The sequence below is a fragment of the Knoellia sp. LjRoot47 genome (genome assembly GCF_964253435.1).
Classification (GTDB): Bacteria; Actinomycetota; Actinomycetes; order Actinomycetales; family Dermatophilaceae; genus Knoellia.
Window position 1 is genome coordinate 2,394,431 of the sequence record NZ_CAXUQS020000001.1, and the last position, 21,265, is coordinate 2,415,695.

The following is a 21,265-nucleotide window of genomic DNA, read 5'->3' on the forward strand; positions in this document are numbered from 1 at the left end:
CGCCTGACGGGCACAGCACACTTCCGCGGTGCAGCCGGTCAGGCGGACCCCCGGCATGTCGTCGTCCGAACCTCGTTAACCTTGCGGAGCCGATGAGTACCTCTGCCGCCAGCCACCTGAGTCCCGCCTTCCCGGAGCGGGCCGCGTGGGGTACCGCCGCGAAGCTGCGCGCCTGGCAGCAGGAGGCGCTCACGGCATACCTCGAGTCCGAGAGCAAGGACTTCCTCGCGGTCGCGACACCCGGCGCCGGCAAGACGACCTACGCGCTGAGGATCGCCACGGAGCTCCTCGAGAGCGGTGAGGTCTCGGCCATCACCGTCATCGCGCCGACCGAGCACCTCAAGACGCAGTGGTCCGAGGCGGCCGCCCGCGTCGGCATCCAGCTGGACCCGAAGTTCTCGAACTCGACCGCCGTGCACTCGCACGAGTACGACGGCGTCGCGCTGACCTACGCGCAGGTGGCGTCGCGCCCCGACCTGCACCGGCGGCGCACGGAGTCGACGCCGACGCTCGTCATCCTCGACGAGATCCACCACGGCGGTGACTCGCGCAGCTGGGGCGACGCGATCCGCGACGCGTTCACGCCGGCGGTGCGACGCCTCGCGTTGACGGGTACGCCGTTCCGCTCGGACACGAGCCCGATCCCGTTCGTGCGCTACGAGATGGACGAGGCCGGGATCCTCCGCTCCGCGTCCGACTACACCTACGGGTATGCCGCCGCGTTGCGTGACGCGGTCGTGCGTCCCGTGCTCTTCCTCGCGTACGGCGGGGCGATGCGTTGGCGCACCAAGGCCGGCGACGAGATCGCCGCACGGCTGGGCGAGCCGATGACCAAGGACCAGGTGGCGCACGCCTGGCGCACGGCGCTCGACCCCAAGGGGGAGTGGGTCCCGTCGGTGCTCGCGGCGGCCGACAAGCGCCTCACCGAGGTCCGGCGTCACGTCCCCGACGCCGGCGGACTCGTCATCGCCACCAACCAGACGACCGCACGTGCGTACGCCCGCATCCTCGAGTCGCTCTGCGGCCAGAAGACCACGGTCGTGCTCTCCGACGACGCCGGGTCGAGCGCCCGGATCGAGGAGTTCTCGGCCGGGGACTCCCGGTGGATGGTCGCCGTCCGCATGGTCTCCGAGGGCGTCGACGTGCCCCGGCTGTGCGTCGGCGTCTATGCCACGTCGACGTCGACGCCGCTGTTCTTCGCGCAGGCCGTGGGCCGCTTCGTGCGGGCCCGCAAGCGCGGTGAGACCGCGTCGGTGTTCCTCCCGTCGGTGCCGGTCATCCTCGAGCACGCCGCGACCATGGAGGTCGAGCGCGACCACGCCCTCAATCGCAAGAGCGACGCGGAGGCCGAGGCCTCGATGTGGGCCGAGGAGGAGGGTCTCATCGCGGCGGCCAACCGCACCGAGAAGACCATGGGTCTGGAGGAGGAGAGCTTCGAGGCCCTCGAGTCCGACGCGCACTTCGACCATGTCCTCTTCGACGCGCAGCAGTTCGGGCTGCACGCCGACGTCGGCTCGGACGAGGAGCAGGACTACCTCGGTCTGCCGGGCCTGCTCGAGCCGGACCAGGTCTCTGCGCTGCTCCATGAGCGCCAGGCCAAGCAGTCCGCGGTGCCGGGGCGCAAGCAGCGCACAGCCGAGGCGCCGCTCTCGGCGCACCGTGCCCTCGCCGCCCAGCGCAAGGAGCTCAACAAGCTCGTCGCGGCCTATGCCAAGAAGACCGGGGCGCCGCACGCCAACGTGCACATGGAGCTGCGCCGCGCGTGCGGTGGGCCAGAGCTCGCAGCCGCCTCGTCGGACCAGGTGTCGGCGCGCATCGACAAGGTCCGACTCTGGTTCGTCGGGCGCCGCTGACTGAGGTCAGGAGGCGGCGCCGCGTTCGGCGGCGGCGGTGACCAGCGGCCCCGTGCGGTGGTCGAGGTGGGTCACGAGGCACATCGAGGTGTTGGCGCGCAGCACGTGCACGTCGTCGATGATCTCGTCGATGACCCGCCCGAGGTCGGCGTTGTCGCGGGCCACGATGCGCACGATGAGGTCGCCGGCCCCGGTGGTCGAGTGGATCTCGAGGACCTCCGGGATCGCGGCGAGGTGAGCCACCACCGGCTCGTGACCCTGGCGCTGGCGGATCTCGAGGGTGCAGAACGCCGTGACCGGGTAGCCCAGCGCTGCCGGGTCCACCTGCGGCCCCATCGACGAGATGATGCCGCGGTCCTGGAGCCGGTCGAGGCGGGCCTGCACCGTGCCGCGGGCCACCCCGAGCTGGCGCGAGGCGCCGAGCACACCGACCGACGGGTGCTCGGTGAACAGGGTGATGAGGCGGGCGTCCAGGGCGTCGATGCCATCGGGTCGGATCATGGGCACAGTGTCACCCCGAACCCCCGATACCGGCAACATCATGCGCAGACTGTGCAGCGCGGCGGCATACCGTTGCACATCCTGCGCGGATCAGCGAACCTGCACGCATGACCGACACGACGACTGCAACGCCGCAGGACACGCACATCGACCTCACCCAGCAGGAGCGCGAGGCGGACCTCAACATCCACGAGCTCAAGCGCCTCGTGGGCCTCGTCGAGTACGACGAGACCAAGGACCCGTTCCCCGTCACCGGCTGGGACGCCATCGTCTTCGTCGTCGGCAACGCGACGCAGGCCGCGCAGTACTACCAGAACGTCTGGGGCATGGAGCTCGTCGGCTACTCCGGCCCCGAGAACGGCAACCGCGACCACAAGGCGTTCGTCCTCAAGTCGGGCTCGATCCGCTTCGTCCTCAAGGGCGCGGTCAGCCCCGACAGCCCGCTCATCGCCCACCACGCCAAGCACGGTGACGGCGTCGTCGACATCTCGCTCGAGGTGCCCGACGTCGACAAGTGCATCGCCCAGGCCAAGGCCGCCGGCGCGCGCGTCGTCCAGGAGCCCGAGACGGTGTCCGACGAGCACGGCTCGGTGCGCGTCGGTGCGATCGCGACCTACGGTGAGACCCGTCACACGCTCGTGCAGCGGACGGTCGACGGCCAGACGTATGCCGGCCCCTACCTTCCGGGCTACGTCGCCAAGGTCTCGACCTTCGTCAAGCGCGACGGCGCCCCCAAGCGTCTCTTCCAGGCCCTCGACCACATCGTCGGCAACGTCGAGCTCGGCAAGATGGACGAGTGGGTCTCGTTCTACAACCGCGTCATGGGCTTCGTGAACATGGCCGAGTTCATCGGTGACGACATCGCCACCGACTACTCCGCGCTCATGTCCAAGGTTGTCGCCAACGGCAACCACCGCGTGAAGTTCCCGCTCAACGAGCCCGCGATCGCGAAGAAGAAGAGCCAGATCGACGAGTACCTCGAGTTCTACAACGGCCCCGGCGCCCAGCACCTCGCGCTCGCGACGAACGACATCCTGCGGACCGTCGACGAGCTCCGCAAGGAGGGTGTCGAGTTCCTCGACACCCCGGACGCCTACTACGACGACCCGGAGATGCGCGAGCGCATCGGCGAGGTCCGTGTCCCGATCGAGGAGCTCAAGGCCCGCAAGATCCTCGTCGACCGTGACGAGGACGGCTACCTCCTCCAGATCTTCACCAAGCCGCTCGGCGACCGTCCGACGGTCTTTTTCGAGATCATCGAGCGCCACGGCTCGCTCGGCTTCGGCAAGGGCAACTTCAAGGCGCTCTTCGAGTCCATCGAGCGCGAGCAGGACAAGCGCGGCAACCTCTGACGGTTCCGCTCCGCGAAGGCGGGGTATGCCGGGTGCTCAGCACCTGCGCACACCCCGCCTTCGTCGCCTCTCCCCGCGCTGCTTGATCAGGTCACCCGAGAAGGGGGGCTCGACCCCGGTTGGCACCAGGGGTGAAGCGACACATTCTCGGCGCCCCGAGATTGTCGTGGCACGCGGTGGCGTCACATTTGTTGACAGTGACGTCAACGTGATGTCACCATGACGTCATGGAACTCACCTCCTATGTCGACTCGCTCCAGCGCGAGCTCGCCGTCGCTGCCGCCGCGGGTGGCCCCGAGGCCGAGGCGCTCGCCGAGCGCCTCACCGCCCCACTCGACTCGGCCGTCCGGCTGACCCTGCAGGAGGCGGTCGTCGACGCCGCCGCCGAGATCACGCTCGCCCTCGCGCCGGGCTCCGTCGACGTGCGCCTCGCCGGGCGGGGGCTCGCCTTCGTGGTTACCCCGCCGGCGACCCAGTCCCCGGCGCCGGTGACGTCCCCCGTGGCGTCACCCGCCGACGGTGGCGACGACGGCAACGAGGGCGGCACCTCGCGGATCACCTTCCGGCCCTCCGACCGGCTCAAGGCCGACATCGAGGCCGCCGCAGAGCGTGAGGGCCTGTCGGTCAACGCCTTCCTCGTCCGGATGCTCACCCTGGCCGTGCGCCGCAGCGGTCCGGCCGAGGGCGCCTCGCGCGCCGCGACCGCGCCGGTGCCCACGCCCAAGGGCGGCCAGCAGCTGTCCGGCTGGGCCCGGTGAGCGTCGCCATGACCGTCCTTCCCGACTCCCAGGAGAGCACCGTGACCACCTTCGACACCCCCGGTCCGATCCGTGCACGGGTGCGCCTCCACGCCGGTGGTGTGCGCGTCGTCGCCTCCGGCACCGAGCACACCGTCGTCACCGTGACGCCGTCGCGGCCCGACCGGGCCAACGACGTCGACGCCGCCCAGCGCACCGTGGTCACCCTCGTCGACGGCGTGCTCGACGTCGCGGCACCCCGCGAGCGCGGGCTCGGCCTCGTTTGGCGACCGTCGTCGGTCGAGGTGCTCGTCGAGCTCCCGTCCGACTCGCACGTCGACGCCGAGACGAGCGCCGGCGACCTCGAGGCCACCGGCCGACTCGGCGAGTGCGTGCTGCGGACCTCGGCCGGCAACGTGCGGGCCGACGAGGCCTCGCGGGCCCGCCTGCGCACCTCCGCCGGCAACGTCGACGTGCGGCGGTCCACCCATGAGGCCGACCTCAGTACCAGTGCCGGCAACGTCACGCTCGGTGACGCCGCCGGTCGCAGCGTGCTGCGGACCAGCTCGGGTGACATCACCGTGGGCCGCAGCGCGGGACGTCTCGACGCGCGGACGGCATACGGGCAGATGCGGGTCGACTCCGTCAGCGAGGGCGAGATCCGCCTCGCGACCGGCTACGGCACCATCGACGTCGGCGTCCTCGACGGCACCGCCGTGCGTCTCGACGTGAGCTCGGACCACGGTCAGGTGCGTAGCGAGCTGGCGCCGACCCCCGGGCGTCCCGAGGACGCCGAGCGGGTCGCGACCGTGTCGGCGAGGACGACCTACGGCTCCGTCACGATCAGGAAGGCGCTGTCGTGAGCACGGCCATCAGCGTGCGCGACGTGCGCAAGTCCTTCGGCGAGCTCGAGGTGCTGCGCGGAGTCGACCTCGACGTCGAGCGGGGGAGCATCGTCGCGCTCCTCGGCAGCAACGGCGCGGGCAAGACCACCCTGGTGCGCATCCTCTCGACGCTGCTTCGCGCGGACTCCGGGGAGGCGCGGGTCGACGGTCTCGACGTCGCGGCCGACGCCGACCGGGTGCGCGCCGCGATCAGCCTCACCGGCCAGTTCGCCGCCGTGGACGGGGTGCTCACCGGTCGAGAGAATCTCGCCCTCATCGCCCGGCTGCGTCACCTCGACGATCCGGAGCGGATCGCCGACGGGCTGCTCGAGCGGTTCTCGCTCGCCGACGCGGGCGACCGTCGCGTGGCCACGTGGTCGGGCGGGATGCGTCGTCGGCTCGACATCGCCATGAGCCTCATCGGCGACCCGGGCGTGATCTTCCTCGACGAGCCCACGACAGGTCTGGATCCGGAGGGCCGGATCGAGGTGTGGGACGCGTTCAAGCAGGTCGCCGCGCAGGGGACGACCGTGCTGCTCACCACGCAGTACCTCGACGAGGCAGAACACCTCGCCGACCGGATCGCGATCCTCCACCAGGGCCGGATCCTCGTCCACGGCACCCTGTCCGAGCTCAAGGCGCTGCTGCCGCCCGCCGAGGTCGAGTACGTCGAGAAGCAGCCGAGCCTCGAGGACGTCTTCCTCGCCGTCGTCGGCGCCACCCATCCCCGAGAGGAGTCACGATGAACGCCCACTTCGTCGCCGACACCGCAGCGCTCCTGCGCCGGTCGCTGCGCCACATCGCACGCAGCCCCGACACGATCATCACGACCGCGATCATGCCGATCATGATGATGTTGCTCTTCGTCTACGTGCTCGGGGGAGCGATCCGGACCGGGGCCGGGTCGTACGTCAACTACCTCCTGCCCGGCATCCTCGTCATCACGATCGCCTCGGGCATCTCCTACACCGCGTTCCGCCTCTTCACCGACATGCAGGGAGGGATGGTCGAGCGGTTCCGGTCGATGCCCATCTCGCGCTCGTCGGTCCTGTGGGCGCACGTCCTCACGTCGCTCGTCGCCAACCTCATCTCCCTCGCGGTCGTCGTCCTCGTCGGGCTGGCGATGGGATTCCGTTCCGGTGCAGGGCCGCTCGCGTGGGTCGCCGTCCTCGGCATCCTCACGCTGCTGACGCTGGCACTCACATGGGTCGCGGTCGTCCCGGGGCTCATCGCGAAGACCGTCGACGGCGCGAGCGCGTTCGGCTATCCGCTGATCTTCCTGCCGTTCGTCAGCTCGGCGTTCGTCCCCACCGAGAGCATGCCCGGCCCGGTGCGCGCCTTCGCCGAGCACCAGCCGGTCACCGTCATCGTCGACGTCATCCGCCGACTCTTCACCGAGCAACCCGTCGGCGGTGACGTCTGGGTCGCGGTCGCCTGGTGCGTCGGCATCCTCGTCGTCGCCTGGGCCGTGGCGGTGCGCCTCTACCGCGGGAGCGTGGCGGCGCCCGCGCCGGCTTGACCCGACTGCGCCGGCGGCTCGGCCGCCCTACAGCGCGACGTGTGCCGCACGGCCCTGCTGTGCGGCATACGCTCGTCGCATGGGATACGAGTACAAGGTCGTGCAGATCCGTGAGGGGCTCATCGGCGGCAAGATGTCGTCCGGCAAGCTCGAGTCGGTCCTCAACGAGTGGGCCGCCAAGGGGTGGCAGCTCAAGCAGATCACCTCGGTGGAGGTGAAGGGGCGGATCGGTCCCGGCGGGGTCGAGGGTGTCCTCGTGACGTTCGAGCGTCAGGTCGGCTGACGACGTCCGTGGAGGTCGGCACCGTCCTCGTCCTGCCGAGCCCGCTCGTCGGGTCCGGGGCGTATGCCGTTCTCGCACAGGCGTTCCGGGACGCGGAGGTCTCCGCCGAGGTGGCCGAACCGCCGGGCGGACTGACGTCCGGTGGCGAGGTGCTGCGTGCCTTCGCGGCGGTGGCCGAGCGGGAACGCCCCGACGTCGTCGTGGCCCACAGCAACGCGGGACTCGTGGCACCAGCGGTGGCGGACGGCATACCCCTCGTCTTCGTCGATGCGGCGCTGCCGGCGGGTGAGGGGGAGTCGCCCATGGCGCCGCCGGCGATGCTCGGCCACCTCGCGGCGCTGGCCGACGGCCATGGGGTCCTGCCGCCGTGGACGCAGTGGTGGGACGAGGAGGACGTCGCACCGCTCTTCCCCGACGCGAGGGCGCGGGCCGCGGTGGAGGCGAGCGAGCCGAGGCTGCCGTTGGGCTACTTCCGCACGACCGTGCCGTCTCCCAAGGGATGGGAACGCGGGCCGCGCGCCTACCTCGCCTTCGGCGCGACGTATGCCGTCGAGCTGGCTCGAGCGCGTCGGCTCGGCTGGCCGACGGGCGAGGTCGAGGGCGCCCGTCACCTGCACTTCCTCCACGACCCGGCCGGGGTGGCACGTGCGGTGGTCGAGCTCGCCCAGGGTCTCACTGGCGGTGGGGGAGCGGCCAGACCGGTGTGACATCCTGCGGGGCATGAGCATGCCGAGCGGTCCCGGGTGGTACGAGAACCCCGACAACCCCGAGGAGCTGCGCTACTTCGACGGCATCCTGTGGACGGCCAACACGACGCCGCTGCGCACCCGTCGCCCCCAGCCGCCGACCGCACCGGTGACCCCGCCGGCGCCCCAGGGACGGCCCGAGGGGTGGGGGCCCCAGCCCCATCAACAGCACCTGCAGCACCAGCGCCCGGGAGTGCCTATGCCGGCGACGGGGTTGCCCGCCGGCATCGAGCTCGCGCCCTACGGACTGCGGGTCGTCGCCTACCTCATCGACACGATCGTCGTCAGCTTCGTGGCGATCGTGGCAGGAGGCTGGTTCCTCTGGAAGGCGATCGAGCCGATCGTCGACCGGCTCGACACGGCGATGACGTCGGGCGACGTCCAGGCCGTGACCGCCGCGCTCGGCGAGGCCCGGTTCGGCTACCTCGCAGCGTTCCTCGGCGTCCAGCTCGTGCTGTTCCTCGTCTATCACGTCGTCTGCCTCACGCGGTGGGGCGCGACGCCCGGCAAGCAGCTCGTCGGCATCAGCGTGCGCCGCCTCGACCGTCCCGGCCCGCTCGACACCGACACCGCGATCCGGCGCACCGGCTTCCAAGCGGTCGCTCAGGCATTCGGCAACGTGCCCTACCTGTCGCTGCTCGGCACCATCGCACTCGTCATGGACCTCGTCTGGCCGATCGCCGACACGCGGCGACAGGCCCTCCACGACAAGATTGCGACGACGATCGTCATCAAGGGCCGCACCCAGCGCTGAACCGGTCAGCGCTGGGCCACCCGGCGCGAGTCAGCGCGCGGGCCGGATGGTGCCCGTGCACTCGCCGAGCGAGATCGTCGTGCCGCCCGGGCCGGGCGCCGTCGCACGCAGCACCACCGTGTCGCCGTCCTCGAGGAACGTCCGCTCGGTGCCGTCGTCCAGCGTCACCGGCTCCTGGCCGCTCCACGACAGCTCGAGGAACGACCCGCGCTGGTCCTTCTCGGGACCGGAGATCGTCCCGGACCCGAAGAGGTCGCCGTTGCGCAGCGTCGCCCCGTTGACCGTCATGTGTGCGACCATCTGCGCGGGCGACCAGTAGAGCGAGCGGTAGGGCGGACGCGAGACCACGGTGCCGTTCCACTCGACCTCGTAGGTGATGTCGAGCCCGTATGCCGTCCCCGCTCCGTCGTCGGTCGTCTCACCCCGGAGGTAGGGCAGGGGAGTGGGGTCGGTCTGCCCGGGCAGTGGCACGCGGGCGCTCCGGAGGGCATCGGTCGTGACGACCCACGGCGAGATCGTCGTGGCGAACGACTTGCCGAGGAACGGGCCGAGCGGGACGTACTCCCACGCCTGGAGGTCGCGCGCGCTCCAGTCGTTGAGCAGCACCACGCCGAAGAGGTGCTCGTCCGCATCCGCCACGGAGACAGGCGAACCCAGCTCGGTCGCGCCACCGACGACGAAGCCGAGCTCGGCCTCGATGTCGAGCCGGACGCTCGGCCCGAAGACGGGCGTGGACTCGGTCGGGGGCTTGCGCTGACCGCTCGGGCGCACGATGTCGGTGCCCGAGACGACGACGGTGCCGGAGCGCCCGTGGTAGCCGATCGGCAGGTGCTTCCAGTTCGGGGTGAGCGGCTCGGAGTCGGGCCGGAAGATCTTCCCCACGTTGGTCGCGTGGTGCTCGCTCGCGTAGAAGTCGACGTAGTCCGCGACCTCGATCGGCAGGTGCATCGTCACCGCGTCGACGGCGAGGAGGTGGGGGTCGACGCAGTCGCGGCGTGACGGGTTCGTGAGGACCTCGGTGACCCACTCGCGCGCGGCCGTCCACGCCGGACGCCCCTGCGCGAGGAAGGCGTTGAGCGACGGCTCGAGCCACACGGCATACGACTCCATGCCGGCCTGCTCGGCGCACGGGCCGAGGTCGAGGACGTGGTCGCCGATCCGCGTGCCGACGCGGCGTGCGCCGCCGTCGGTCGAGAAGACGCCGTAGGGGAGATTGTCGATGCCGAAGGGGTGGTCGGCGGGGACGTCGAGCCAGGTCATGAGGGGTTCTCCTCGTCGAGGGGGTGGTCGAGGTCGTCGAGATCCAGGAGGCCGAGCGCGTCGAGCTCACCGATCGGGTCGGTGACCTCGCAGCACCCGTATGCCGTGAGCAGGCTCCGCACGCGCGTCACCGCCGCGTCGTCGAGGTCGAGGACAGCGTTGGTGAGCAGGTCCGGGTTGCGCTGTGCGAGAACGGATTCGACCGCAGCGAGCGCCCCGTCGTGGGAGGCGCAGTGCACCGCCAGCAGCACGTTGAGCACGCCGTGCTGCGGGTCTCCGTCGTGATCGGCGCGGACGGCGTGGTGGAGGCCGCCGGTGAGCTTGAACGGCACACCGAGCCGCGCGCAGTCGTGGACGAACCTCCCGAGCTCGGCCTCGTCAGGCCACTCCCACGTCGGGGTCGCGCCGGTGCGGAACTTCGCCTGGACGACGTGGCCGGCCTCGTCGACCCCGGCGCGCACGTCCTCGAGGGCGCGGTCCCGGTCGGCGCCGCGGGGGATCTCGAGGGTCAGGGGGAGGTCGCCGACCGGCAGGTCGCGCCAACCGGGGAACCAGCCGAGCTCGGCCCCGACGGCGCTCGACCCGGACAGGCGCTCGAGGGCGTCGACGACGACCGATGGGTCGACACCGGGGCGGGCGATGAGCCCGACCTGCAGGGGCTGGGCGTCCCCGTCCCCGTCACCGTCTCCCACCTCGTCCACGAGGGCGACCACGTCGGAGGCCGGGACGAGCAGCGGACCGACGAGGCCGGCATACGCGGCTGTGCGGTGACCCCGGTGGCGCTCGACGGCGACGTCGAGCGGGGCATTGCCCGGAGGGAAGACGGCGGCGTCGTCGATGAGCCCTGCGAGCAGGGCGGGGGGCGCCGTTGACATGCCGGACACGCTACTAGGCTGGCGACAGCGACTTCGCGACGCGGCGTCCGACCGACGCCGCGACGCATCGCCACAGGACGTTTCGACACAGCGACGTTTCGAACACAGTGAGGTGGAGAGCAGTGGCGCACTACCAGTCGATGGGCAGCATCCCGCCCAAACGGCACACGCAGCACCGGCGACCGGCGGGCCGTGGCAAGCAGGGCGAGCTCTACTACGAGGAGCTCATGGGCGAGGAGGGCTTCTCGTCCGACTCGTCACTGCTCTACCACCGCAACATCCCCTCGACGATCGTCGACGCCCGCACGTGGGAGATGGGCGACCTCTCGACGACGCCCAACCACCCGCTCAAGCCGCTGCACCTCCAGCCGCACAACCTCTTCCCCGACGCGAAGACGATCAAGAGCACCGACGTCGTCACCGGTCGCCGGCTCCTGCTCGGCAACGGTGACGTCCGAATCTCGTATGCCGTGGCCGGCGCCACCAGCCCGTGGTACCGCAACGGCATCGGCGACGAGTGCGTCTACATCGAGCGCGGCGCGGCCCGGGTCGAGACCGTGTTCGGGGCGTTCGATGTCGCCCAGGGCGACTACATCATCATCCCGAGGGCGACGACGCACCGCTGGATCCCCAAGGTCTCGCGCAAGGAGCCGCTGCGGGCGTACGCCATCGAGGGCAACAGCCACATCGCGCCGCCGAAGCGCTACCTCAGCAAGTACGGCCAGCTCCTCGAGCACAGCCCCTACTGCGAGCGCGACCTGCGGATGCCGCAGGGTCCGCTGCTCGCCGAGGACATCGGGGAGAAGGCCGACGCGGAGTCCGAGGTCTACATCAAGCACCGCGGCTCAGGCCCGGCGAGCTCCGGCGGGATCGTCGGCACCGTGCACACGCTGCCGTTCCACCCGCTCGACGTCGTCGGCTGGGACGGCTGTCTCTATCCCTACGTCTTCAACGTGCGCGACTACGAGCCCATCACCGGCCGGGTGCACCAGCCGCCGCCCGCGCACCAGGTGTGGGAGGGCTGGAACTTCGTCGTGTGCAACTTCGTGCCGCGCAAGGTCGACTACCACCCGCTGTCGATTCCCGTGCCGTACTACCACTCCAACGTCGACTCCGACGAGGTCATGTTCTACGTCGAGGGCGACTACGAGGCGCGCAAGGGCTCCGGCATCGGGCAGGGCTCGATGTCACTGCACCCGGGCGGCCACCCCCACGGCCCGCAGCCCGGCGCCTCGGAGGCCTCGATTGGTGCGGAATACTTCGACGAGCTCGCGGTCATGGTCGACACGTTCCGTCCGCTCGACCTCGGTGAGGGCGGGCTGGCCTGTGACGACGGCAAGTACCACCTCAGCTGGAGCGGTGGCCGTGGTGCACGCGGCGCGTCGGCCGGTTCCGGTGAGGTGCACAGCATCGACTGACCGTTCGGGTCGTCCCACGGCACGACCCGAACAGGCAGTCAGTCGGGGGTCCGGGCGAGGGCCAGCCGGTAGCCGCGCTTGACCACGGTCTGGACGAGAGCGCGCCCACCGGCGTCGCGCAGCCGGCCGACCGCGACCTCGGCGGCGTGCGGATCCGTGGACTCACCGGGCAGGACGCGCAGGACGTCGGCCCGCGACACGACGTCGCCACCGGCGTCGACGAGGAGGCGCAGCACTCCGAGCCCGCTCGGTGAGAGCGGAAGGACGTGGCCGTCGAGCAGGGCGACCGTACGGCGGACCTGGAGGTGACCGGTCGCCGTGGCGACGGCAGTGGACTGTGCGGCCTCGTAGTGGTGCACCAGCCTGCGCACCAGAGCGCCGAGACGTCCTCGGTCGGGGACGAGCGGCTCGATCCCCCTCTCCTGCAGGGGCAGGGCGGTCACGGGACCCACCGCGGCCGCCACGAGGCAGCCCGAACGGTGCCGGTCCACGATCCCGTCGAGCGCACCCTCGGCATCCGCGGCGGCGAGCCAGGCATGGGCACCGGGCGCCGACGTGAAGACGACGGCGTCGATCTCCCCGGCTGCTGCGTCCCGCACCGACGCGGCCAGGGCCACGGGGTCCGGCGTGGGCCCCCAGCGATAGACGACGAGGCTCGCGACGTCGGCCCCCGCCGCCGCGAGCTCGGTGTCGAGCCCGTCCGCTCCGGCGCCGTGGTGCTGGACGGCGATCCGCAGTCCGGCGACGCCCTCGTCGAGGAGCAGCTCGAGGATCTCGGCAGAGGTCTCGGACTCGGCGACCCAGTCGGCCGTGAGGCCCGCGGCCTGGATCGCACCACGTGCCTTCGGCCCGCGGGCCACGATTCGGGCCCGACCGAGGACGTCGAGCAGCTCGTCCGCGTGGCCGGCGGCGTCGGCCGCCTCGATCCAGCCACGCAGCCCGATCCCGGTGGTCACCACGACGACGTCGGGCGGGGAGTCGATGAGCTGCTTGGTGGCGAGCACGAGCTCCTCGTCGTGCTCGTGGGGGACGATGGTCAGCGCGGGAGCGTGGCGCACGGTCGCTCCGCGGCGACTCAGCGCCGACGCCAGCTCGCTCGAGCGGCGGTCCGCCGTCACGAGGACGACGCACCCGGCCATGACCTGGCCGAGCGTCGGCTGCGGGCGGGATGCGGTCATGCAGGCACCCCCGTGGGCGCGGGCGTGGTGGGTGCCAGCAGGCAGGGGTCGGCCACACGGCCGACGACGATGACGGCGGGTGCGCGCACCCCCGCGCGGGCGGCCACGTCGGCCACCTCGGCCAGGGGAGCGGTGGTGACCCGCTGCCGCTGCGTCGTCGCGTCCTCGACGACGGCCACGGGGAGGTCGGCGGCAGCGCCCGCTGCCCGCAGGTCGCGCACGTGCTCGGCGAGGCGGCGCACTCCCATGAGGACGACGAGCGTCGCGCTCTCCGCAGCGACCGCTGCCAGGGCGTGCCGGTCGATCCGCTCGTGGCCGTGGACGACGTGGACCGCACCGACCGTGCCGCGGTGCGTGAGCGGTATGCCGGCCGCTCCCGGCGCGCTGAGCGCGCTGCTGACGCCGGGGACGACCTCGACGTCGACACCGGCCTCGCGACAGGCGAGCACCTCCTCGCCCCCGCGCCCGTAGACGAAGGGGTCGCCCCCCTTGAGCCGGACGACGGTGCGGCCCCGTCGTGCCTGCTCGACGAGGATCCGGTTGATCTCGGACTGCGGCACGAGGTGGTGTCCCGCCGTCTTGCCGACGTCGATGACCTCGACGTCGAGTGGCAGGGTGCGCAGCAGGCCGGTCGGACCGAGCCGGTCGGTGACGACGACATCGGCCTGGGCCAGGGCCTGACGACCACGCACGGTGATGAGGTCCTCGGCCCCTGGGCCACCGCCGACGAGCAGCACGCGTCCGGCCGCGCCGGGCACCGCACGCCGCGTCCGCAGGTCGAGTTGCGCGGTCTGCAAGTGCACCACGAGGGCGTTGCGGACGGCGACCGCCCGCCCCGGGTCAGGCCGGCCTGTCGACACGACACCGACCCGCAGGCCCGCGTGCTCGGTCACGGCCGGGTTGCGAGCCGTACCGTGCTCGGCCGCGCCGGCGCACACGCTGAAGACCCTCTCTGCGGTGGCCCGGGCGCACAGGTCCCGGTCGACGGCCGAGTCGCCAGTGGCGGCGACGACGAACCACGTCCCGGCGACGTCGTCCGGGGTGACCTCACGCCGGCTCCACGTCACGGCGGCGTCGTCGACGAGGTCGAGCATGGCCTCGCACGTCACCGGGGTGACGACGTGCACGAGCGCCCCGTCGGCGACGAGGGCGGCCGCCTTGGCTGCGGCCACCGGCCCGCCGCCGGCCACGAGCACGGGTCGGCCCACGAGGTCCACCCCGAGCAGGGTCGTCATGTCGCGTCCCACTCGTCAGGCTCGGGTCGGGCCAGGTGCACGACGTCGTCGCGCACCTCGACCGCCCACGTGCGCAGCGCCTGCGGCTCCTTGCCGACGGCGTCGAGGCACTCCCCGGTGCGAAGGTCGAACACCTGCTTGTACATCGGGGAGGCGACCGTCGGTGCCTCGCCGCGGGTGCCGACGATGCCTCGCGACATGACATGGGCTCCCGAGAACGGGTCCAGCTGCTGCACGGCAAACACGTCGTCGCGGTGGGTGCGGAAGAGCGCGACCTGCTCACCGCCCACGAGCGCGGCCGAGCCGCGCTCCGGTGACAGGTCCTCGAGGCGGCACACGCGGATCCAGGCGGCGAGGGCCAGCGTGGGCTCCTGCGTCGCGACGTCGGTGGTCATCGGCGAACCTCCAGGGTCGTGCCGGCGATGAGCACGCCACCGGCGCGCTCGTCGGGGGTGGCGGGCCGGGCCTGGCCGCGCTCGGACACGTAGGCGAGGGAGTCGTCGACGGCGTCCGGTGCGTTGACGAACGACCCGAAGCGCCGCAGCGTGTCGGGGTCGGCGAGGGCGGCTGCCCACTCGTCCTCGTAGCCGTCGACGTGGCCGCTCATCGCGGCGTCGAGGTCGGCGCCGATCCCGAGGCTGTCGTCGATGACGACGGAGCGGATGGACTCCAGGCCGCCCTCGTGGTCCTCGACCCAGGCCGCGGTGCGCTGGAGGCGGTCGGCCGTGCGGACGTAGTACATGAGGAACCGGTCGATCGTCCGCACCAGGGTCTCGGTGTCGAGGTCCTCGGCGAGCAGCTGGGCGTGCCTCGGGGTGAAGCCGCCGTTGCCACCGACATAGACGTTCCACCCGTTGTCCGTCGCGATGACCCCGACGTCCTTGCCGCGGGCCTCGGCGCACTCCCGCGCGCACCCCGAGACGCCGAGCTTGATCTTGTGCGGCGAACGGAGGCCGCGGTAGCGCAGCTCGAGGGCGATCGCGAGCCCGACCGAGTCCTGCACGCCGTAGCGGCACCACGTCGACCCGACGCAGGACTTCACCGTGCGCAGCGACTTGCCGTAGGCGTGCCCGGACTCGAACCCGTTGTCCACCAGCCGTTTCCAGATCTGCGGCAGCTGGTCCATCCGCGCGCCGAAGAGGTCGATCCGCTGGCCACCGGTGATCTTGGTGTAGAGCCCGAAGTCCTTGGCGACCTCACCGATGACGATGAGGCCCTCGGGCGTGATCTCGCCTCCGGGGATGCGGGGGACCACGGAGTAGGAGCCGTCCTTCTGGAGGTTGGCCATGACGTGGTCGTTGGTGTCCTGCAGCGCTGCCCGCTCGCCCTCGAGGATGTGGCCGGTGCCGAGGGAGGCGAGGATCGAGCCGATGACCGGCTTGCAGATGTCGCAGCCACGGCCGCGACCGTGCGCCGCGACGATCTCGCTGAAGGTCGTGAGGCCCTGCACCCGGACGACGTCGAAGAGCTGCGCCCGCGTCAGGTCGAAGTGCTCACACAGCGCGTTGCTCACCTCGACCCCGGAATTCTCGAGCTCGGTCGTCACGAGGCGCTTGACCAGGGGCAGGCAGGAGCCGCAGCTCGTCCCGGCCAGGGTGCACGCCTTGACGCCGGCGAGGTCGGTGCACCCGCCCTCGGTCACGGCACAGCGGATCGCGCCCGAGGTGACGTTGTTGCAGGAGCAGACCGTCGCGTCGTCGGGGAGCTCGCCGACCGGTGCCGGACCCGCGCCTTCGGGAAGCAGGTATGCCGCAGGGTCGCCTCCCAGCTCCCGGCCCACCATCGGGCGGAGCGCGGCGTAGGCGCTGGCGTCGCCGACGAGGATGCCGCCGCGCAGGGTCCGGGCGTCGTCGCTCATGACGAGCTTCTTGTAGACGCCGGCGACGGGGTCGGAGATGACGACCTCGAGTCCGCCCGGCTCCTGCGCGAACGCGTCACCGAAGCTCGCGACGTCGACCCCGAGGAGCTTGAGCTTGGTCGACAGGTCGGCGCCGGGGAACGTGCCGCCGCCTCCGAGCAGCCGGTCCGCGACGATCTCGGCCATCGTGTAGCCGGGGGCGACGAGTCCGAGGCAGCGACCACCGATGTTGGCCACCTCGCCGATCGCCCAGACAGCGGGATCGGCTGTGGCACAGGCTTCGTCGACGACCACCCCTCCGCGCTCGCCCACCTCGAGACCGCAGTCCCGGGCGAGCTCGTCGCGTGGCCGGACACCGACGGCGAAGATCACCACGTCGACGTGGAGGGCAGGACCCTCACCGAACTCCATCCGCGAGACCGTGCCGCGGTCGCCGACGATCTTCGACGTGGCGGTGGAGGTCCGGACCGTCACACCGAGCGCCTCGATGAGCCGCTTGAGTGCGGCGCCACCACCATCGTCCACCTGCAGGGGCATGAGCCGGGGCGCGAACTCCACGACGGTCGACTCGACCTCCAGCGCGGTGAGTGCGCCGGCGGCCTCGAGGCCGAGCAGGCCGCCGCCGACGACAGCGCCGCGAACCGGCCGGTCGAGCTCAGCGCGGCGCTTCTCGACGAACGCGCGCAGGTCGGCGACGTCGTCGATGGTGCGGTAGACGAACGCCCCGCGGAGGTCCTTCCCGGGGACCGGGGGCACGGCGGCATACGAGCCGGTCGCCAGGACGAGCGCGTCGTAGGCGAGGACGGCACCGCCACTGGTCGTGACGGTCCTGGCCTCGCGGTCGACCGACTCGGCCCGGACGCCGCGACGGAGGGTGACGAGCGGGTCGTCCCAGAGCTCCTGGCCACCGAGCGCGAGGTCCTCGGGGTGGCGGCCGGTGAAGTACGACGTCAGGGCGACGCGGTCGTAGGGGGCTCGGGGCTCCTCGCAGAGCAGCGTGACCGACCACTGCCCGGCCTCGTCTCGGGCGCGGAGGGCGTCGATGAGCCGGCGGGCGACCATGCCGCCGCCGACGACGACGAGGTGCTGGGTGGGTTGGTCCTTGAGCATGTGCGGGACGCTACGGACGGGCGGTTTCGGGACTGTGGTTCGACTGTTTCACCTGCGTAAAACGGTTCTCACACCTCGTGACCGGTCACGGAGAGGTCGCCGTCGCCGGGGCACGGCTTCCCAGCCAGTCGAGGAGGTCGCAGACCTCGGCCTTGCACCCGCCGCAGCCCGTCGTCGCCCGCGTGGCGGCGGCCACCTCCGCCACGGAGCGGGAGCCGCACGCGTGTGCCTGGCCGATCTCGGCCTTGGTGACGCCGTTGCAGCGACACACCGTGGCGTCGTCGGGGAGCGACTCGGGCGAGGCCGACACCACCGGCACCGGCGCGAGGGCCGTGAGCAGGAGGTGGGCGGGGTCGCGCGGCACGGGGGTGCGACGGGTGTAGGCGGCGACGAGGTCCGCGGCGACCTGGCCCGCGCCGATGCACGTGGCGCCGACGAGACGCTCGCCGGACACGACGACCTCGACGTGCCGACCGGCCGCGGGGTCGGAGAGGCTGAGCGTGCGGTGCGAGGGGTCGTCGGGGCGCAGGCCGCCGCAGACGCCCATGGTCACGACGTCGAGCCCGTGGGCCTTGACCCGGACGACGTCGCTGCTGCCGCCGGTCGGGCGGCTGCGCGATGACGTGCCGGTGAGCCGCTCGGCGAGCTCGCGAGCCTGGTCCCAGCCCTGGGCGACGAGGCCCATGGCACCCGAGGGCGGCTGGGCACAGTCACCGATGGCGAAGATGCGCTGGTCCGCGGTGGCGGCCGCGTCGTCGACGAGGATGCCGCGTTCGCAAGGGAGCCCGGCAGAGGCGGCGAGGGCTGCGTTGGCGATGGTGCCCGTGGCGACGACGAGGAGGTCGGACTCGACGACGTCGCCGTCCGTGAGGCGTATGCCGCTGAGTCGCCCGTCCGCGACGATCGCCGCCTGTGCGCCCACCCCGATCCTCGGGTGGATGCCGACCTCGGGCATGGCGCTGGCGAGCACGCTGCTGGCCGAGCCGTCGAGCTGGCGCTCCATGAGGGCATCGGCCGGGTGGACGATCGTCACGGCGCACCCGCGCTGGGCGAGCCCGCTGGCGGCCTCGATCCCGAGGACGCCGGCGCCGAGCACGACGGCCCGTCGGGAGTTGAGCGTGGCGGCGATGATCTCGCGGGCGTCGTCGATGCTGCGTAGGGCGTGCACGCCGACGGGCAGCCGTCCGTCGCCCGCGTCGAGTCCGGCCAGCGGCGGGATACGGGCCTCGGCCCCCGTGGCGAGGACGAGCTGGTCGTAGCGGTGGCGGCTCCCGTCGGTCGTGGTGACGACACGGTCCTCACGGTCGATGGCGGCGGCCGCGGTGCCGCGCAGCACGGTGAGCCGCGGGTGCTGCGGCGTCGGCAGGGTGAGCGAGGTGAGGTCGTGACGGCCCGCGACGACCTCGCTGAGCAGGACGCGGTTGTAGGGCTCGCAGCCCTCGGCACCGATGACGGTGACGTCGTACTTGCCGGCGAGGTCGCGGGCGAGGAGGTCCTCGACGAACCGCGACCCGACCATGCCGTTGCCGATGACGACGAGTCTCATGCGGGGACCTCCGTGTCGCTGCGGTGTCGGGGCGGGTCCTGGGTGGGCTGGGGGTCGGCCCGGCACACGCTCACGGCGCAGACCTTGAACTCGGGCATCCCCGAGACCGGGTCGGTGGCGTCGTTGGTGACCCGGTTGACGCTGGCGTCCCCGGCCCAGTGGAACGGCATGAAGACCGTGTCGGGTCGGACCCGGTCGGTGACCCGGGCGGGCGCGGTCACCGTCCCTCTGGCACTGGTGAGCGTGACGTCGTCGCCTGAGGTGATGTCGTGACGGTCCGCGAGGACGGGATGGATCTCGACGAACGCCTCGGGGGAGGCGACGACGAGCTCGTCGACGCGCCGGGTCTGGGCGCCCGACTGGTAGTGCTGGAGTACGCGTCCCGTGACGAGGTGGACGGGTGCGTCGGAGCGCACGTCGTCGTCGGGGCCGTGGTCGTCGACGGCGACGAACCGGGCCCGCCCGTCCACCGTCGGGAACGTGTCGAGGAACAGGCGTGGCGTCCCGGGGTGCGGCTCGCCGTCGGTCGCCGGGCAGGGCCAGAACAGGTCGGGCTCGGCGTCGAGGCGTGCGTGGCTGAGTCCGCTGTAGTCGGCGCGGCCGCCCGCGCTGGCCCTCGCGAGCTCGTCGAACACGAGCGCGGCGTCGGTGTCCCAGGTGCCGGGGGAGCCCAGGCGGGTGGCGAGCTCGCGCCACACCCAGAGCTCCGAGCGTGCTCCGTCGGGTGCGTCGACAGCCCTGCGGCGACGGAGGACCCGGCCCTCGAGCGAGGTCATCGTGCCCTCCTCCTCGGCCCACTGGAGCACGGGCAGCACGACGTCGGCGCGCTGGGCGGTCTCGGACGGGACGACGTCGCAGACGACGAGCAGGTCGAGGGCGTCGAGCCGCTCGCCGACGTGGCGTGAGTTCGGCGTCGACACCCGGAGGTTGGCGCCGTGGACGAGCATTGCCTTGGGCCCGTCCTCGCGGCCGAGCGAGTCCAGTAGCTCGACGGCGGGCTTGCCCTTGCCGGGGATGACCTCCCGGGCCACACCCCACACGGCGGCGACATGGGCCCGTGCCTCCGGGTCGTCGATCATCCGGTAGCCCGGGAGTTGGTCGGACTTCTGCCCGTGCTCGCGCCCGCCCTGCCCGTTGCCCTGACCGGTGACCGCTCCGTAGCCCGAGCCGACGCGACCCGGCAGCCCGAGGGCGAGCGCCAGGTTGATCGCGGCGTTGACGGCCGCCGTGCCCTGCGTGGACTGCTCGACGCCGCGACCCGTGAGGACGTAGGCACCGGCCCCGCCTCGCGAGGGGCTGGCCACCGCCAGCAGGCGCGCGGTCTCGCGCAGCCGGCCCGCCGGGACACCCGCGACCTGCTCCACGCGCTCGGGCCACCACGCCGCCGCGAGGCGGCGCGCGTCCTCGACTCCCGTCGTGCGAGAAGCGATGTATGCCGTGTCGTCCAGACCCTCCGCGAAGACCACGTGCAGCAGCCCGAGCAGCACGACGAGGTCGGTGCCGGGAACCGGCTGGAGGTGCACGCCCGCACCGTCGTCGGTGAGCGTGGCGGTGGTGCTCACCCGCGGGTCGACGACGACGAGACCTCCGGCCGCACGGGCCCCTGAGAGGTGCGCGACGGCGGGAGGCATCGTCTCGGCCAGGTTGCTCCCGAGCAGGAGCACGGCCTGGGCGCCACCGACGTCGGTGAGGGGGAAGGGCAGGCCACGGTCGACGCCGAGCGACCGATTGGCGGCAGCCGCGGCGCTGCTCATGCAGAAACGGCCGTTGTAGTCGATGTTGGCCGTGCCGAGGGCGATCCGGGCGAACTTGCCCAGCTGGTACGCCTTCTCGTTCGTGAGCCCGCCACCACCGAACACGGCGACGGCGTCGGCTCCGTGCGCTGCGCGAATCTCGCTGAGCCGCAGCGCAACCAGGTCGAGTGCGGCCTCCCACGAGGTGGGCTCGAGCTCGCCGGACGCGCCACGGACCAGTGGGGTCGTGAGCCGGTCCGGCGCCCTGAGCACCGAGGCGCTCGTCCAGCCCTTCTGGCACAGACCTCCGCGGTTGGTCGGGAAGTCACGACCCGCGACGCCCACGCCGGAGGGTCCCGGCGTGAGCGTCTGGGCGCACTGCAGCGCGCAGTAGGGGCAGTGCGTGGCGACGTCGGTCATCGA

The 21,265-nt window shown here is 72.0% G+C and carries 19 protein-coding genes; 10 read left to right on the plus strand and 9 right to left on the minus strand.

All coding sequences use genetic code 11. The features are described from left to right. The first annotated feature begins 92 nt into the window (after window positions 1-92). The gene (locus tag ACSQ11_RS11590) at window positions 93-1,853 is read left to right on the plus strand and encodes a DEAD/DEAH box helicase (protein ID WP_436005516.1); all 1,761 of its coding nucleotides are present in this window, start codon (window positions 93-95) and stop codon (window positions 1,851-1,853) included. 6 nt (window positions 1,854-1,859) lie between these two features. On the opposite strand, the gene ACSQ11_RS11595 is transcribed toward ACSQ11_RS11590, so the two are convergent. Then, window positions 1,860-2,354 (minus strand): Lrp/AsnC family transcriptional regulator, encoded by a 495-nt coding sequence (locus tag ACSQ11_RS11595; protein WP_436005518.1) that lies wholly within the window; start codon window positions 2,352-2,354, stop codon window positions 1,860-1,862. Between the two features lie 107 nt (window positions 2,355-2,461). Here ACSQ11_RS11595 and hppD point away from each other — a divergent pair, with 107 nt between their 5' ends. From hppD to ACSQ11_RS11635, 8 genes are all read left to right on the plus strand, one after another. Continuing rightward, window positions 2,462-3,706 carry a 4-hydroxyphenylpyruvate dioxygenase gene (hppD, locus tag ACSQ11_RS11600; protein ID WP_436005520.1) on the plus strand — a complete coding sequence of 415 codons (1,245 nt, stop codon included), beginning with the start codon at window positions 2,462-2,464 and terminating at the stop codon, window positions 3,704-3,706. Window positions 3,707-3,933: 227 nt separating this feature from the next. Further along, entirely contained in the window at window positions 3,934-4,464 is a 531-nt protein-coding gene (locus ACSQ11_RS11605; RefSeq protein ID WP_436005522.1) for a histidine kinase, read from the plus strand. A 41-nt stretch (window positions 4,465-4,505) separates the two neighbouring features. Further along, window positions 4,506-5,306, plus strand: a complete 801-nt coding sequence (locus ACSQ11_RS11610; RefSeq protein WP_436005524.1) for a DUF4097 family beta strand repeat-containing protein — start codon at window positions 4,506-4,508, stop codon at window positions 5,304-5,306. Then, window positions 5,303-6,073, plus strand: a complete 771-nt coding sequence (locus ACSQ11_RS11615) for an ABC transporter ATP-binding protein (RefSeq protein ID WP_436005526.1) — start codon at window positions 5,303-5,305, stop codon at window positions 6,071-6,073. The genes ACSQ11_RS11610 and ACSQ11_RS11615 overlap by 4 nt, the downstream gene beginning before the upstream one ends. Further along, window positions 6,070-6,846, plus strand: coding sequence for an ABC transporter permease (locus ACSQ11_RS11620; protein WP_436005528.1), 777 nt, complete (start codon window positions 6,070-6,072; stop codon window positions 6,844-6,846). Before ACSQ11_RS11615 ends, ACSQ11_RS11620 begins: the two co-directional genes overlap by 4 nt. Before the next feature lie 79 nt (window positions 6,847-6,925). Then, on the plus strand, window positions 6,926-7,129 hold the full coding sequence (locus tag ACSQ11_RS11625; protein ID WP_436005530.1) for a DUF4177 domain-containing protein: 204 nt from the start codon (window positions 6,926-6,928) through the stop codon (window positions 7,127-7,129). A gap of 8 nt (window positions 7,130-7,137) precedes the next feature. Beyond that, entirely contained in the window at window positions 7,138-7,836 is a 699-nt protein-coding gene (locus ACSQ11_RS11630) for an alpha/beta fold hydrolase (protein WP_436005532.1), read from the plus strand. A 13-nt stretch (window positions 7,837-7,849) separates the two neighbouring features. Further along, on the plus strand, window positions 7,850-8,629 hold the full coding sequence (locus ACSQ11_RS11635; protein WP_436005534.1) for an RDD family protein: 780 nt from the start codon (window positions 7,850-7,852) through the stop codon (window positions 8,627-8,629). Between the two features lie 30 nt (window positions 8,630-8,659). Here the strand turns inward: ACSQ11_RS11635 and fahA are convergent, their stop codons facing one another. Both fahA and ACSQ11_RS11645 read right to left on the minus strand, forming a co-directional pair. After that, window positions 8,660-9,889 carry a fumarylacetoacetase gene (gene fahA, locus ACSQ11_RS11640; protein ID WP_436005536.1) on the minus strand — a complete coding sequence of 410 codons (1,230 nt, stop codon included), beginning with the start codon at window positions 9,887-9,889 and terminating at the stop codon, window positions 8,660-8,662. Further along, window positions 9,886-10,764, minus strand: coding sequence for a hypothetical protein (locus tag ACSQ11_RS11645; protein ID WP_436005538.1), 879 nt, complete (start codon window positions 10,762-10,764; stop codon window positions 9,886-9,888). Before ACSQ11_RS11645 ends, fahA begins: the two co-directional genes overlap by 4 nt. A gap of 122 nt (window positions 10,765-10,886) precedes the next feature. Here ACSQ11_RS11645 and ACSQ11_RS11650 point away from each other — a divergent pair, with 122 nt between their 5' ends. Further along, a complete protein-coding gene (locus ACSQ11_RS11650) occupies window positions 10,887-12,182 on the plus strand; it encodes a homogentisate 1,2-dioxygenase (RefSeq protein ID WP_436005540.1) in 1,296 nt (431 codons plus the stop codon). 38 nt (window positions 12,183-12,220) lie between these two features. Here ACSQ11_RS11650 and ACSQ11_RS11655 read toward each other — a convergent pair whose 3' ends face one another. From ACSQ11_RS11655 to ACSQ11_RS11680, 6 genes are all read right to left on the minus strand, one after another. Further along, the gene (locus ACSQ11_RS11655; protein WP_436005542.1) at window positions 12,221-13,360 is read right to left on the minus strand and encodes a uroporphyrinogen-III synthase; all 1,140 of its coding nucleotides are present in this window, start codon (window positions 13,358-13,360) and stop codon (window positions 12,221-12,223) included. Then, the gene (cobA, locus tag ACSQ11_RS11660; RefSeq protein ID WP_436005544.1) at window positions 13,357-14,595 is read right to left on the minus strand and encodes a uroporphyrinogen-III C-methyltransferase; all 1,239 of its coding nucleotides are present in this window, start codon (window positions 14,593-14,595) and stop codon (window positions 13,357-13,359) included. Before cobA ends, ACSQ11_RS11655 begins: the two co-directional genes overlap by 4 nt. Then, the gene (gene nirD / locus ACSQ11_RS11665) at window positions 14,592-14,990 is read right to left on the minus strand and encodes a nitrite reductase small subunit NirD (RefSeq protein WP_436005546.1); all 399 of its coding nucleotides are present in this window, start codon (window positions 14,988-14,990) and stop codon (window positions 14,592-14,594) included. The genes cobA and nirD overlap by 4 nt, the downstream gene beginning before the upstream one ends. Continuing rightward, entirely contained in the window at window positions 14,987-17,563 is a 2,577-nt protein-coding gene (gene nirB, locus ACSQ11_RS11670; protein ID WP_436005548.1) for a nitrite reductase large subunit NirB, read from the minus strand. Before nirB ends, nirD begins: the two co-directional genes overlap by 4 nt. A gap of 85 nt (window positions 17,564-17,648) precedes the next feature. Further along, window positions 17,649-19,109, minus strand: coding sequence for an FAD-dependent oxidoreductase (locus ACSQ11_RS11675; protein WP_436005550.1), 1,461 nt, complete (start codon window positions 19,107-19,109; stop codon window positions 17,649-17,651). Continuing rightward, the gene (locus tag ACSQ11_RS11680) at window positions 19,106-21,262 is read right to left on the minus strand and encodes a molybdopterin oxidoreductase family protein (protein ID WP_436005552.1); all 2,157 of its coding nucleotides are present in this window, start codon (window positions 21,260-21,262) and stop codon (window positions 19,106-19,108) included. Before ACSQ11_RS11680 ends, ACSQ11_RS11675 begins: the two co-directional genes overlap by 4 nt. Between the last annotated feature and the right edge of the window lie 3 nt (window positions 21,263-21,265).